Origin of the sequence: Ferrovibrio xuzhouensis (genome assembly GCF_042648965.1) — a bacterium.
In the GTDB taxonomy this organism is placed as follows: Bacteria; Pseudomonadota; Alphaproteobacteria; order Ferrovibrionales; family Ferrovibrionaceae; genus Ferrovibrio; species Ferrovibrio xuzhouensis.
On sequence record NZ_JBHRYJ010000003.1, the window covers coordinates 317657 to 331305 of the forward strand.

General features: G+C 66.5%; 10 protein-coding genes. 5 read left to right on the forward strand and 5 right to left on the reverse strand.

Translation table 11 applies throughout. The annotated features are described in order from the left end of the window. Nucleotides 1–89 precede the first annotated feature (89 nt). Both ACFOOQ_RS15295 and ACFOOQ_RS15300 read left to right on the forward strand, forming a co-directional pair. The gene (locus ACFOOQ_RS15295) at nt 90–3737 is read left to right on the forward strand and encodes a vitamin B12-dependent ribonucleotide reductase (RefSeq protein ID WP_379728212.1); all 3648 of its coding nucleotides are present in this window, start codon (nt 90–92) and stop codon (nt 3735–3737) included. Between the two features lie 249 nt (nt 3738–3986). After that, complete coding sequence (locus tag ACFOOQ_RS15300) at nt 3987–5237, forward strand: hypothetical protein (protein ID WP_379728214.1); 1251 nt, start codon at nt 3987–3989, stop codon at nt 5235–5237. 123 nt (nt 5238–5360) lie between these two features. Here the strand turns inward: ACFOOQ_RS15300 and ACFOOQ_RS15305 are convergent, their stop codons facing one another. Continuing rightward, nucleotides 5361–5555: a hypothetical protein gene (locus tag ACFOOQ_RS15305; protein ID WP_379728216.1), complete on the reverse strand. Its 195-nt coding sequence runs from the start codon at nt 5553–5555 to the stop codon at nt 5361–5363. A 104-nt stretch (nt 5556–5659) separates the two neighbouring features. Here ACFOOQ_RS15305 and ACFOOQ_RS15310 point away from each other — a divergent pair, with 104 nt between their 5' ends. Then, nucleotides 5660–6214, forward strand: a complete 555-nt coding sequence (locus tag ACFOOQ_RS15310; RefSeq protein WP_379728218.1) for a CAP domain-containing protein — start codon at nt 5660–5662, stop codon at nt 6212–6214. Nucleotides 6215–6218: 4 nt separating this feature from the next. Beyond that, nucleotides 6219–7361 carry a VIT1/CCC1 transporter family protein gene (locus ACFOOQ_RS15315; protein WP_379728220.1) on the forward strand — a complete coding sequence of 381 codons (1143 nt, stop codon included), beginning with the start codon at nt 6219–6221 and terminating at the stop codon, nt 7359–7361. Here the strand turns inward: ACFOOQ_RS15315 and ACFOOQ_RS15320 are convergent. Genes ACFOOQ_RS15320 through aspS form a run of 3 tightly spaced genes read right to left on the reverse strand, consistent with a single transcriptional unit; the run spans nt 7358 to nt 10789 of the window. Continuing rightward, nucleotides 7358–8305 (reverse strand): alpha/beta hydrolase, encoded by a 948-nt coding sequence (locus ACFOOQ_RS15320; protein WP_379728222.1) that lies wholly within the window; start codon nt 8303–8305, stop codon nt 7358–7360. The two genes, ACFOOQ_RS15315 and ACFOOQ_RS15320, sit on opposite strands and share 4 nt — an antisense overlap. A gap of 42 nt (nt 8306–8347) precedes the next feature. After that, nucleotides 8348–8980: a MarC family protein gene (locus ACFOOQ_RS15325; RefSeq protein ID WP_379728224.1), complete on the reverse strand. Its 633-nt coding sequence runs from the start codon at nt 8978–8980 to the stop codon at nt 8348–8350. A 21-nt stretch (nt 8981–9001) separates the two neighbouring features. Further along, nucleotides 9002–10789, reverse strand: coding sequence for an aspartate--tRNA ligase (gene aspS / locus ACFOOQ_RS15330; RefSeq protein ID WP_379728226.1), 1788 nt, complete (start codon nt 10787–10789; stop codon nt 9002–9004). Between the two features lie 170 nt (nt 10790–10959). On the opposite strand from aspS, the gene rnd reads away from it, so the two are divergent. Continuing rightward, nucleotides 10960–12126, forward strand: coding sequence for a ribonuclease D (gene rnd / locus ACFOOQ_RS15335; RefSeq protein ID WP_379728228.1), 1167 nt, complete (start codon nt 10960–10962; stop codon nt 12124–12126). Nucleotides 12127–12132: 6 nt separating this feature from the next. Here rnd and ACFOOQ_RS15340 read toward each other — a convergent pair whose 3' ends face one another. Then, the gene (locus ACFOOQ_RS15340; RefSeq protein WP_379728230.1) at nt 12133–13644 is read right to left on the reverse strand and encodes a Ppx/GppA phosphatase family protein; all 1512 of its coding nucleotides are present in this window, start codon (nt 13642–13644) and stop codon (nt 12133–12135) included. Between the last annotated feature and the right edge of the window lie 5 nt (nt 13645–13649).

A 13649-nucleotide genomic window follows, 5' to 3' on the forward strand; every position in this document is an offset into this window, starting at 1 on the left:
CCAGATATTGGGGATTTTGCCCGAAGATTGGCGTACCATCCAGAACACAACATATTGATTTCTTTAGGTTCGGGCGGGAGATTCAGATCATGCGTATCCAGCGGCACTTCACGGTGGCAGGCGACGACGCTTACGCAGGTCTGGAATGGAAGACCACGACCAGTGAAATCCGCAACCCGGATGGCAGCACGGTGTTCCGGCTCGACCAGCTGGAGGTGCCGGCCCAGTGGTCGCAGGTGGCCGCCGACGTGCTGGCGCAGAAGTATTTCCGTCGCGCCGGCGTGCCGGTCGCGCTGCGCCCGGTGCCCGAGGAGGACGTCCCCGACTTCCTGTGGCGCCGCGAGGCCGACACGGACGCTCTCTCTGCTCTGCCCCAGAAGGATCGCACCACCCAGGAAATGAGCGGCCGCGAGGTGTTCGACCGGCTGGCCGGCACCTGGGCCTACTGGGGCTGGAAGGGCGGCTATTTCGACAGCGAAGCAGATGCCAGCGCCTATTTCGACGAGATGCGCTTCATGCTGGCGGCGCAGATCGCGGCGCCGAACTCGCCGCAATGGTTCAACACCGGCCTGCACTGGGCCTATGGCATCGACGGCCCGGCCCAGGGCCATTACTACGTCGATTTCAAGACCGGCGAACTGACCAAGTCGGCCTCGGCCTACGAGCATCCGCAGCCGCATGCCTGCTTCATCCAGTCGGTGCAGGACGACCTCGTCAACGAGGGCGGCATCATGGACCTGTGGGTGCGCGAGGCGCGCCTGTTCAAATACGGTTCGGGCACCGGCAGCAATTTCTCGAAGCTGCGCGGCGAGAACGAGCGGCTGTCGGGTGGCGGCAAGTCGTCGGGCCTGATGAGCTTCCTGAAGATCGGCGACCGCGCCGCCGGCGCCATCAAGTCGGGCGGCACCACGCGCCGCGCCGCCAAGATGGTGATCTGCGACATCGATCATCCGGATATCGAACAGTTCATCGACTGGAAGGTGATCGAGGAACAGAAGGTCGCAGCCCTCGTCGCCGGCTCCAAGCTCGCCAACCTGCATCTCAACCGGATCATGCAGGCCTGCGAGACCGGCACCGGCGAGGCCGGCTTCGATCCGAAGCAGAACGTAAAACTGCGCCGCGAGATCGTTGCCGCCCGCAAGGCGATGCTGCCGGAGAACTATATCCAGCGCGTCATCCAGTTCGCCAAGCAGGGCTATACCGAGATCGATTTCCCGACCTATGACACCGACTGGGATTCGGATGCCTATCTCTCGGTCTCGGGCCAGAATTCCAATAACTCGGTGCGCGTCTCCGACACCTTCCTGCGTGCCGTCGAGCTTGATGGCGACTGGACCCTGACCCGCCGCGTCGACGGCAAGGTCGCCAAGACGGTGAAGGCGCGCGACCTGTGGGAACGCGTCGGCCATGCCGCCTGGGCCTCGGCCGATCCGGGCATCCAGTTCGATACCAGCATCAACGACTGGCATACCTGCCCGGCCGATGGCCGCATCAATGCGTCGAACCCGTGCTCGGAATACATGTTCCTCGACGACACGGCCTGCAACCTCGCCTCGCTGAACCTGATGTGCTTCCGTCAAGCTGACGGAAAGTTCGATGTCGAGGGCTTCCGCCATGCGGTGCGGCTGTGGACGGTGACGCTGGAAATCAGCGTGCTGATGGCGCAGTTCCCGAGCAGGGAAATCGCCGAACTGTCCTACAAGTTCCGCACGCTCGGCCTCGGCTATGCCAATCTCGGCGCCCTGCTGATGTCCTGTGGCTATTCCTACGACAGCGACGCCGGCCGTGCGCTGTGCGGCGGCATCACCGCGCTGATGACCGGCGTGTCCTATGCCACCTCGGCCGAGATGGCCGGCGAGCTCGGCCCCTTCCCCGGCTATGCCGGCAATGCCGACAGCATGCTGCGGGTGATCCGCAACCATCGCCGCGCTGCCCAGGGCGACCATTTCGGCTATGAGGGCGTCACCACCCCGCCAGTGCCGCTCGACCATGCCAGCAGCAGCGACGCCGCCCTGGTCGCCGCCGCCGAACAGGCCTGGGACCAGGCGCTGGAGCTCGGCACCGCCCATGGCTTCCGCAATGCCCAGGTCAGCGTGATCGCGCCGACCGGCACCATCGGCCTGGTGATGGACTGCGACACCACCGGCATCGAGCCGGATTTCGCCCTGGTGAAGTTCAAGAAGCTGGCCGGCGGCGGCTATTTCAAGATCATCAACCGCACGGTGCCGCTGGCGCTGCGCACGCTGGGCTACAATGAACAGCAGATCACCGCGATCATCGACTATGCCGTCGGCCACGGCACCCTGAAGGGCGCGCCGGGCATCAACCACGACATGCTGAAGGCGAAGGGCCTGACCGAGGCCGATCTCGCCAAGGTCGAGCAGGGCCTGCGTGGCGCCTTCGACATCAAGTTCGTGCTGAACCGCTGGACGCTCGGCATCGAGGCCTGCCGCGCACTCGGCTTCACCGACGCGCAGGCGAGCGATCCGGCCTTTGACCTGCTGACCGCGCTCGGCTTCACGGCGGCCGAGATCGCCGCCGCCAACCTCTACTGCTGCGGCGCCATGACGCTGGAAGGCGCGCCCGGCCTGCGCGACATGCATCTGCCGGTGTTCGACTGCGCCAATCCCTGCGGCAAGGAGGGCACCCGCTTCCTGTCGGCGGAAAGCCATATCCGCATGATGGCGGCGGCCCAGCCTTTCATCACCGGCGCGATTTCCAAGACCATCAACATGCCGAATGTCGCCTCGGTCGAGGATTGCAAGCAGGCTTACATGCTGTCCTGGAAGCTCGGCTGCAAGGCGATCGCGCTGTATCGCGACGGCTCCAAGCTCAGCCAGCCGCTGCAGGCCCAGATGCTGGAAGACGATACCGCCGAGGATGCCGTAGCCGAGACCATCGCCGAGCAGGTTGCCGCGGCGCCGGCCGGCCAGCGCGCCCAGATCATCGCCGAGCGCATCGTCGAGAAGCATATCGCCGGCCGGCACAAGCTGCCGCTGCGCCGCAAGGGCTATACCCAGAAGGCCATCGTCGGCGGGCATAAAGTGTATCTGCGCACCGGCGAATACGACGAAGGCAAGCTCGGCGAGATCTTCATCGACATGCACAAGGAAGGCGCCGCCTTCCGCAGCCTGATGAACAACTTCGCCATCGCCATCTCCATCGGCCTGCAATACGGCGTGCCGCTGGAAGAATTCGTCGATGCCTTCACCTTCACCCGCTTCGAGCCCTCAGGGCTCGTGGAAGGCAACGACGTCATCAAGATGTCGACCTCGATCCTCGACTATGTGTTCCGCGAACTCGCCGTCAGCTATCTCGGCCGCACCGACCTGGCCCATGTGCAACCCGACGACCTGCGCCACGATGCGCTCGGCGCCAAGGAGATCCCGGCGGCAGCGAAAGTGCAGGTCGAGAACGAGATCATCAAGGTGGCGTCGAACGGCTATATCCGCTCCAACCTCTATGTGCTGAAGGGCGGCCAGGACCGCGCGGCGACCGCCGGACTGCAGGCCACCGGCACCGATGGCCCCGTCATGCATGTCACGGCCGACACCCACGTCGAGATCACGGCGCCGCTCGGTGCCGCGGGCGGCAACCGCACCATGGAGCGCATCGCCGAGGCCCGCATGAAGGGCTACGAGGGTGACGCCTGCCCGGAATGCGGCAACTTCACCCTGGTGCGCAACGGCACCTGCCTGAAATGCGACAGCTGCGGCAGCACGACCGGCTGCAGCTAGGCGGCTGCAGCTAGGCGGCTGCAGCTAGGCGGCTGCAGCTGACGCCCGACCAGTTCTCTCCTCCAGGAGAAGCCCCGGTCACCCAGAAGGGGGACCGGGGCGATTTATGTCCGGGCCGGCAAATTATGCCCGGCGGGCAGAAACTGCCCGTCACACAGCGATAATATTTTAATAAATACATACGGTTACAAACCGGCCGCGGTGGCCCCGCGCTTGCAAGTCCGTAGGCGGATCAGCAAGAGGCCCGCCATGACCGTCAGCACCGCCTATGCCTACAGCAGCACGATCTATCCCGGCACCGTCAAACCCGCCTCTTCCGACACCGGCAACACGGGCAGCGGCACCAATAAGCCGACAGACGTCATGGCGGCCACCGACCTGCGCCAGGATGTCGGCGTCGAGGTGACCCTCTCCCCTGCCGCGCTGCAGCTTCTGGCCCAGCAGGCCGCAGCGGCCAATACCCCGGACCTGGAAGCCCAGATCACCGAGAAGATGAAGCAGGTCCTCTCCGCCATCTTCCTCGACAGCGCGAAGGAAGCCGGCCAGGCCGACACGGCGCTGCCGCCGCTGACCGGCGACGCCACAGCCGACGCCAGCCGCAAGGCCGCGGCACAGCAGGCGACCGATTTCATCCACGGCAAGGCCGCCAATCCCTTCACCGGCAAGACGCCGGCCGAGCTGGCGGCGGTGATCGTCGACAAGGACGGCAAATACACGGTGAACGAACGCCGCGCCGCCTACAGCGAATTCGCCCGCCAGGACAATGCGCGGATCACCGACGAGCTGACGCCGAAAACCGATTTCGACAAGAAGGTGAACGATGCCGAGGTGCCGAAGTCCGGCACCAAGGACCGGCTGGCCTCGGCCAAGGCGGCGACCGACTTCGTCAACGGCGTGGCCAAGGCGAAGAACCCGTTCGACGGCAAGACCCGCGACGAGCTGACCGCCATCATCGACAACGACACCGGCGACTATACCGTCAACGAGCGGCGCGCCGCATTGCGTCAGCGCGACACGCTGGAAAAGGCGGTACTGACCGATCTCGCCAAAACGCCGAACCTCGACGAGCAGTTGAAGAACAACAGCGAGACCATTGCCGGTGCCACCGACCAGCAGGTCGCCCGCGAACGCTCCGCCACCCGCTTCGTCAACGGGCTGGACAAGACCAATCCCTTCGCCGGCCTGACCCGCGAGGAACTGAATGCCGTCGTCTACGACGAGACCAAGAGCTACACCACCAACGAGCGCCGCGCCGCCTATGCCGAACTGAAGCAATACCTGCCAGCCGGCTCGGTGCCCGCCGACAGCAGCAGCAGCACCGACAGCACGTCAAACAGCAGCAACAGCAATACCAGCAGCAATCCCTACAACACCGGCGGCGCCTACAGCCAGTACATGACGCAGCAGCTGATCCGCGCGCAGAACACCAGCTATTTCCTCAGTCTGCTCGGCGGCGGCAGTGCCGGCGGCGGCTTCAGCCTGGTGAACTTCCTGTCCTGACGCACATCAGGCCGCCGATAAGCAAAAACCCCGGCCTCCGCAAGGAGGTCGGGGTTCGATGTGCCGGCTGCTGGGCGGGATTGGGGGAATCCCTGCAGCAGTCGTATCGTGGGGGATCGCCGCTCAGGCCGAGATATCGACCGAATGGCCGACACTGCCGCCGACGGGCAGCGGGCCCTTGGCTTCGCTGGCCTTGACCGAGGCGGACTCGGTGGCGTCGTTGTCGTTGTCGCCATCGTTGTCCCCGCCGGCCGGCTTGGCCGACTGGAGGGAGGCAAGGGCGGCGGCCGAACCCGAAGTGATCGAGCTGATAGACATCTTTCTGCTCCTGTATGATATGCCTTCTGGCACGGCGTCACGGTATGCCGCGGACCTTACAGGCGGCTGACAGACCGCACATGTATCATTCCGGTAACCCTCTTATGCTGATCCGACATGCCTCCCGACGGTGGTCCTCGCCGATTATCTGCCTGTTCCTGCTGGCTTTTGCCGGAATACCCGGGGGCGCCGCCGCAGCCGGCCGCGACACACCGCCGCAGGCCGTTACTGGGCCACAGCACATCACTGCACCGCAGGCCATTGCCGGGCCGCAGGCCATCCTGGCCGCCGTGAATACGGCGCGGGCCGCGGCCGGCCTGCCGGCGCTCTACTGGGACATGCGGCTGGCAACCGCAGCCGCCCGCCAGGCCGCCGACCTGCAGACCTGCGGCCAGCTCAGCCACACCGGCTGCGACGGCAGCGACCTCGCCCGGCGGCTGCGGCTGGCGAACTATCCCTATCGCGCCGGTGCCGAGAATCTGGCGCTCTGCGCCTGCGACGCCGCCGCGGTGGTCGGCCTGTGGATGGACAGCGCGGGCCATCGCCGCAACCTGCTGAGCGCCGCGGTCGAGGCGCTCGGCGCCGACGTGCGCCGCGATACCGGCGACCCGCGCCGTGTGCTATGGGTCCTCGTTCTCGGCAAACCTGCCATGGAGTGACCGCGTGACAGAGCCCGCCAATACTGAGCCTGCCAACGAAGCCCGCTATCGCGCCAACTTCCGGGACGAGGTCGATGGCGCCCGCCTCTACCATGCGCTCGCCGAGGCCGAACCCAATCCCGATCTCGCCAAGGTCTATGCCCGGCTCGCCGCCATCGAGGAGGCCCATGCCGAGGTCTGGCGCAAGCAGCTCGAGGCGCTCGGCAAGACCATCCGCAACCCGCCGCCGGGCTGGCGCACCCGGGCGCTCAGCTATCTCGCCCGCCGCTTCGGGCCCGCTTTCGTGCTGCCGGTGATCGGCGGGCTCGAGCGCGCCGACAGCAGCAAATACGACACCCAGAGCGAAGCTGTCGCCGGCGGCCTGCCGCAGGACGAACGCTCCCATGCCCGCATCCTGCAGGTGATCGCGCAAGGCGTGCCGAACGGCCTGCCCGGTGCGGCGCTGGCGCGGCTGGAAGGCCGGCACCGCAGCGGCGGCAATGCGCTGCGCGCAGCCGTGCTCGGCGCCAATGACGGGCTGGTCTCCAATCTCTCGCTGGTCGCCGGCGTTGCCGGCGCCACCATCGACAGCCGCACCCTGCTGGTTACCGGCATCGCGGGCCTGGTCGCCGGTGCCTGCTCGATGGCGATGGGCGAATGGCTGTCGGTCAATTCGGCGCGCGAGCTCTATCAGGGCCAGATCCAGACCGAGGCGATGGAACTGGAACAGGCGCCCGACGAGGAGGTCGAGGAGATCGCCCTGATCTATCAGGCCAAGGGCCTGCCGGAGGCGGAAGCGCAGGCGCTCGCCGCCAAGATGATGGACAACAAGCAGACCGCGCTGGATACCCTGGTGCGCGAGGAACTCGGCATCGACCCCGAGGAACTCGGCGGTTCGGCCTGGACCGCCGCCGGCACGTCCTTTGCCCTGTTCGCCATCGGCGCGGTCTTCCCGCTGCTCGGCTTCATCGCGCTCGATGGCGAGCAGGCGGTGCTGGCCGGCATCGTCGCCAGCGCCTTTGCGCTGTTTGCCATCGGCGCCGGCACCAGCCTGTTCACCGGCCGCGGCCTGCTGTTCTCGGGCGCGCGCCAGATGGCGATAGGGCTCGGCTCGGCGGCGATCACCTACGGCATCGGCAGGCTGATCGGAGTGAGTTTGGGGGGTTAGCCCTGCCCGAAGGCGAGCTTCAGCGCGGTGCCCATTTCGGCGATGGCCTGGCCGGCCTGCGGGATGGCGCGGCCGAGCAGCACGAAGCCGTGCACCTGGCCGGCGAATTCGCGGAACACCACCGGCACGCCGGCCTTCTTCATCGCCATGGCATAGGCCTCGCCCTCGTCACGCAAAGGGTCATGGCCGCCGACCAGCACATAGGCCGGCGGCAGGCCTTTCAGGTTTTTCGCCAGCAGCGGCGAGGCGCGCCAGTCGTCGCGGTCCTTCGGTCCGGTCAGATACTGCGCCTGGAACCAGTCCATCGCCGCGCGGGTCAAGAGATGGCCCTCGCCGAAGCTGTCATGCGACGCGGTGCCCATATGCATGTCGGTGGCCGGATAGATCAGCAACTGATAGGCGATCTTCGGCGTGTTCTTCGCATCGCGCGCCAGCAGACTGACCACGGCGGCGAGATTGCCACCGGCGCTGTCGCCGCCGACCGCGAGCCGCGCCGGGTCGATGCGCAAGGCCTTGGCCTCGCTCGCCACCCATTCGACGGCGGCCAGCGCGTCGTCGACCGCGGCGGGGAATTTCGCCTCCGGGCCCATGCGGTAATCCACCGAGACGACGGCGCAGCGGCCCTCGTTGGCCAGCAGGCGGCAGACCACATCATGGGTATCGAGGTCGCCGATCACCCAGCCGCCGCCATGGAAAAACACCAGCACCGGCAGCGCATCCTTCTTCGCCGCACCGGCCGGCCGGTAATAGCGCAGCGGGATCGGCCCGGCCGGACCGGGCGCGGCGAGGTTGTCGATCTCCGACATCTCCGGCGCCTCCGGCGTCACCGCGGCGCGGGTCTGCTTGTAGAGCTTGCGCGCTTCCGCGGGCGACATGGTCGAGAAGTCGGGGCGGCCGGCCTGGCGGACGGTTTCGAGGAAGGCTTGCGCGTCTTTGTCCAGCATGGCGAGGCAATCTTCTTCTTGTGATTTGCGGGCGGCAGGAGATCAGCCGAGGCCGGGAAACAGCCCCCGCAACCCGTTGGCGAAGATTTGAACCGCTACGGCGGCCAGCAGCAAGCCGAAAATGCGGTTCAGGATGTTCAGGCCGGTCTGGCCGAGCCGCTGGCCGATCGGCACCGCCGCTTTCAGGATAATCCATACCGCCAGGCAGATCACAGCCAGAACGCCCACGCTGAGGGCATCATGGACCCAGCCATGCCCTTTCTGCATGTGGATGACGGTAGCCGAGATCGAACCGGGGCCGACCAGCAAGGGCATCGCCAGCGGCACCACGCCGACGGCATCGCGGTCGCCGGCCTCGGCGCCCTCTTCCGGCGTATGCTGCTGCGGGCTGAGTTTGGCGTTGATCATGCTGAGCGACATCATGAACAGCACGATGCCGCCGCCGACCTGGAAGGCCGGCAGGCTGGTGCCGAGCAGGCGCAGGATCAGGTCGCCGGAAAATCCGGCGATCACCAGGATGGCGAAAGCGGCCAGGGCCGCCGTGCGCGCCGTGCCCGAGCGGTAGCGCGCCGAGCGGCCGTCGGTCAGCAGCAGGAATAAGGGGATCGCCGCGAAGGGATCGAGAATCGAGAACAGCGTGACGGCGAAGCGGACATAATCGAGCTGTTCGAGCATGGCCGCCCCGCCTTCACATGATCAGGATTTTTTATCAGTGTCGGGCGCGACGACACGGATATGCAGCTCGCGGAGCTGCTTCAGGGTCACTTCGCTCGGCGCCTGCATCATCAGATCCTGCGCCTGCTGGTTCATCGGGAACAGCACGATCTCGCGGATGTTCGGCTCGTCGGCCAGCAGCATGACGATGCGGTCGATGCCCGGCGCGATGCCGCCATGGGGCGGGGCGCCGTATTTGAACGCATTCAGCATGCCGCCGAACTTGCCCTCGACCACATCGGGGCCGTAGCCGGCGATCTCGAAGGCCTTGTACATGATCTCCGGCTTGTGATTGCGGATCGCGCCCGACGACAGTTCGACGCCGTTGCAGACGATGTCGTACTGGAAGGCGTTGATGGTCAGCGGGTCCTGGGTGTTCAGCGCGTCGAGCCCGCCCTGTGGCATCGAGAAGGGGTTGTGGCTGAAATCGACCTTCTTGTCGTCTTCGTTGTATTCGAACATCGGGAAATCGACGATCCAGCAGAACTTGAAGACGTTCTTCTCGCAGATGTCGAGTTCGTCGCCGATGCGGATGCGGGCCTGGCCGGCCAGCTTGGCCGCCGGCAGCTCCTTGTCGCAGGCAAAGAAGATCGCGTCGCCGTCCTGCAGGTTGGCGAGTGTCTTCAGCAGTGCGACGCGGTCGGCATCGAGGAACTTGGCGATCGGGCCCTTGGCCTCGCCGTTGTCGAAGATGATGTAGCCAAGCCCGGCAGCGCCTTCCTGGCGCGCCCAATCGTTGGTCTTGTCGAAAAAGCTGCGCGGCCGGCCGGCGGCACCCGGGGCCGGAATGCCGCGCACCACGGCACCGTTCTCGATATTGCGGGCAAACACGCCGAAGCCGGAGCCGCGGAACACCTCGGTCACGTCCGCGAGGATGATCGGGTTGCGCAGGTCCGGCTTGTCGGAGCCGTATTTCAGCATCGCCTCGCGATAGGGAATGCGCGGGAAATCGACCGGGCCGCAGTCGCGCCCGTTGGCGAATTCCTCGAACACGCCGTGGATCACCGGGCCGACCGCGTTGAACACGTCATCCTGCTCGACGAAGCTCATCTCGACATCGAGCTGGTAGAACTCGCCCGGGCTGCGGTCCTTGCGGGCATCCTCGTCGCGGAAACAGGGCGCGATCTGGAAATAGCGGTCGAAGCCCGACACCATGATCAGCTGCTTGAACTGCTGCGGCGCCTGCGGCAGGGCATAGAACTTGCCGGGATGGATACGGCTCGGCACCAGGAAGTCGCGCGCGCCTTCCGGCGACGAGGCCGTCAGGATCGGGGTCTGGAACTCCATGAAGCCCTGGTCGGTCATGCGGCGGCGGATCGACGAGATCACCTTGCTGCGCAGGATGATGTTGTTGTGCAGGCGCTCGCGCCGCAGGTCGAGGAAGCGGTATTTCAGGCGGATGTCTTCCGGGTATTCCTGCTCGCCGAACACCGGCATCGGCAGGTCCTGCGCCTCGCCCAGCACCTCGATCGAGGAGACCACCACCTCGACACCGCCGGTCGGCAGGTTCGGGTTCAGGGTCTCGGCGGTGCGGGCGACCACCTTGCCGGTGACGCTGACCACATATTCCGAGCGCAAAGCCTCCATGGCGGCGAAGGCATCCGACCCGGTCTGGGTGACGCACTGGGTGACGCCGTAATGATCGCGCAGGTCGATGAACAGCAGATTGCCGTGATCCCGCTTGCGATGGACCCAGCCGGCCAGCTTGACCTCGGCGCCGACCTGTTCGGGGCGCAGTTGACCACAGGTATGGGTGCGGTAACGGGACATGGCAACCTTCAGCAGACGGGAGCGCGGGAATCCGCAGGAAAACCGTGAAAATACAGGGGGAAAAGGCCCTGTCGGGGCCGGAAAGTCAAGGCCGATCCTAGGGCAAAATCGGCGCCGCCGCACCTGTCCGGCCATTGGGCCGCGCCCCGGAGCATGCTATCAGGCCAGACATGAATGCTGACCCGACCCCGATTACCACCACCGACGCGCTGAGCCGTTTCTGCGAGAGCCTCGCCGCGGTCCCCTATGTCACCGTCGATACGGAGTTCATGCGGGAAACCACCTACTGGCCCAAGGTCTGCCTGATCCAGATCGCCGGCCCGGACGAGGCCCGGGTGATCGACCCGCTGGCCGACGGCCTGTCGATGGAGCCGCTGTTCACCCTGCTGCGCAACCGGTCGGTACTCAAGGTCTTCCACGCCGCCCGCCAGGACCTCGAAATCTTCACCAAGCTGATGGGCGAAGTGCCCGCCCCGCTGTTCGACACCCAGGTCGCCGCCATGGTCTGCGGCTTCGGCGACCAGGTCTCCTACGAGCAGCTGGCCGCCAAGCTGGCCGGGGCGCAGATCGACAAATCGTCGCGCTTCACCGACTGGGCGCGCCGGCCGTTGAGCGAAAAGCAGGTCACCTACGCCCTGTCGGACGTGACGCATCTGCGCAAGGCCTACGAGAAGCTGGCCGCCCGGCTGGAGAAATCCGGCCGCGCCCACTGGCTGGACGCCGAGATGGCAATCCTGGCCGATCCGGCCACTTACGAGCTGCCGCCGGAGAATGCCTGGAAACGGCTGAAGCCGCGCACCACCAAGCCGGAATACCTCGCCGTGCTCCAGGCCGCCGCCGCCTGGCGCGAGGTCGAGGCGCGCAACCGCGACATTCCGCGCCAGCGCATCATCCGCGACGAGACCCTGATGGAGATCGCCGCCCATCCGCCGAAGGCGGCCGAGGACCTCGAACGCATGCGCGGCCTGTCCAAGGGCTTTGCCGAGGGCAAGATGGGCGCCGGCCTGCTGGCCGCGATCGCCGCCAAGCTGGCCGGCCCGAAGGACGGCTGGCCGGTGGTTGAACGCGAGCCGGAACTGCCGCGCGGCATCGGGCCGCTGGTCGAGCTGCTGAAAGTGCTGCTCAAGATGAAATGCGACGAGCATGACGTCGCCCAGAAGCTGGTGGCCAGCTCCGCCGACCTCGACCGCATCGCTGCCGACGACAAGGCCGAGGTGCCGGCCATGGAAGGCTGGCGCCGCGAGCTGTTCGGCAACGACGCCCTGCGCCTGAAGCATGGCGAACTGGCGCTTGCCGCCAACGGCAGCAAGATCAAGCTGGTCGAACTGAAGGCCTGAAGCTGCCTACTTTCCCTTGACGATCCGCACCTCGCCGGTGCGGTTCATCGCCTTGGCCATCGCCTCCATGCGGCGCTGCACGGCTTCGCCATCGAGGGCTGCATGCTGCGCGGGGATTTCCAGCAGGATGCCATTGCCGTTCGGCTTCAGCCGGCACTCATTGAGAATCCCCGGCACGCCACCCGACAGTGTATGGGCCAGCCGGATCGCCAGCCCGATCCGCAGGGCATAGTCGATCTCGCCGGCATTCAGCAGCTGCCAGGCCGGGGCCGCGGCCGGATCGCTGACCGTACCGGCGTAGCGGGCGAACATGGCCAGCGCCAGTGTGGCCCGCTCGCTCTGGGTGATATTGCCGAACGGCGCATGCAGGATCAGGCCGAGCGACTGCTCGCCGCGATAATCCGGATGCACGCGCCAGGAGACGTCGAACAGGATGCTGGCCGCCAGTCGCAGGCGCTGCTGCCCCGGGCTGTCGCGCTCGAACAGCGGCGCGATGAAGCTGTCGATCTCCTTGCCGTGCTCGCCGAAGCGGCTCTCGCGCATCGCCATATGGATGCAACTGGCCAGCATCGGGTCTTCGCTGCGCTGCCGCTCGTCCAGCATCGCATAGGCGATGCCTTCGCGCAGACCGTTGGCCGAGAAGATGACCTCCTTCGGCTCCAGCGCCTTGAGCAGGCGGCGCAGCACCAGGGCGGCCAGCGGCAGCGAATCCTGGCGGCGCCGCGGCACGCCCTCGACGCGGGCCAGCGACTCCTTGCTCTGCTTGGAGATCAGGCGGGCGAAGTCATTCGCCTCGCCGCGCGCCAGCGTATACTGGTGGATGATGTGCAGCGGGCTGTGCTTCTGCGCCATATGGACGCGGGCGATGGCGCGCCACGAGCCGCCGACGGCATAGAGCGCCTTGCCCTTCCACTGCTTCAGCCAGCCGACCTCGGCGAATTTCTCGTCGACGAAAGCCTTCAGCACGCTGTAGGAGCCGAGATTGGCAATGCGCAGCGGTCCGAGCGGCAGGGTGATGCTGTCGCCGATCTTGTGGCCGTCGACCGCCACCAGCTCCAGGCTGCCGCCGCCGAGATCGCCCATCACGCCACAGGCCTCGGGGATGCCGCTGAGCACGCCATAGGCCGAATAGGTCGCCTCCTCGTTGCCGGTCAGGATGCGCACCGTCTCGCCGGTATCGCGCTCGATCTGCGCCACGAAGGCGGCACCGTTGCTGGCATCGCGCACAGCGGCGGTGGCGACCACCTGCAGGCTGCGCACATCCATCCGGCGGGCCAGCGTGACGAAGCGGCGGATCGCGACGAGCGCCTGCCGCGAGCCGTCGCCATCCAGCGCGCCGGTCTCGCTGAGGCCCCGGCCGATGCCGCACAGCACCTTTTCGTTGAACATTGCGGTCGGCAGCCGTGCCGGCTCGTCAAAGACCACCAGACGGACCGAGTTGGACCCGATATCGATAACGCCAAGCGGCAGCAACGCCTGCGCGGCAACGCTCTTGAGGGCCGATTGCGCTACTGCCATCCGGT

Excerpts from the sequence above, each read along its gene's own strand:
- ACFOOQ_RS15295 (WP_379728212.1), top strand. The coding sequence starts at position 90 with ATGCGTATCCAGCGGCACTTCACGGTGGCAGGCGACGACGCTTACGCA.
- ACFOOQ_RS15300 (WP_379728214.1), top strand. The coding sequence starts at position 3,987 with ATGACCGTCAGCACCGCCTATGCCTACAGCAGCACGATCTATCCCGGC.
- ACFOOQ_RS15305 (WP_379728216.1), bottom strand. The coding sequence starts at position 5,555 with ATGTCTATCAGCTCGATCACTTCGGGTTCGGCCGCCGCCCTTGCCTCC.
- ACFOOQ_RS15310 (WP_379728218.1), top strand. The coding sequence starts at position 5,660 with ATGCTGATCCGACATGCCTCCCGACGGTGGTCCTCGCCGATTATCTGC.
- ACFOOQ_RS15320 (WP_379728222.1), bottom strand. The coding sequence starts at position 8,305 with ATGCTGGACAAAGACGCGCAAGCCTTCCTCGAAACCGTCCGCCAGGCC.
- ACFOOQ_RS15325 (WP_379728224.1), bottom strand. The coding sequence starts at position 8,980 with ATGCTCGAACAGCTCGATTATGTCCGCTTCGCCGTCACGCTGTTCTCG.
- aspS (WP_379728226.1), bottom strand. The coding sequence starts at position 10,789 with ATGTCCCGTTACCGCACCCATACCTGTGGTCAACTGCGCCCCGAACAG.
- rnd (WP_379728228.1), top strand. The coding sequence starts at position 10,960 with ATGAATGCTGACCCGACCCCGATTACCACCACCGACGCGCTGAGCCGT.
- ACFOOQ_RS15340 (WP_379728230.1), bottom strand. The coding sequence starts at position 13,644 with ATGGCAGTAGCGCAATCGGCCCTCAAGAGCGTTGCCGCGCAGGCGTTG.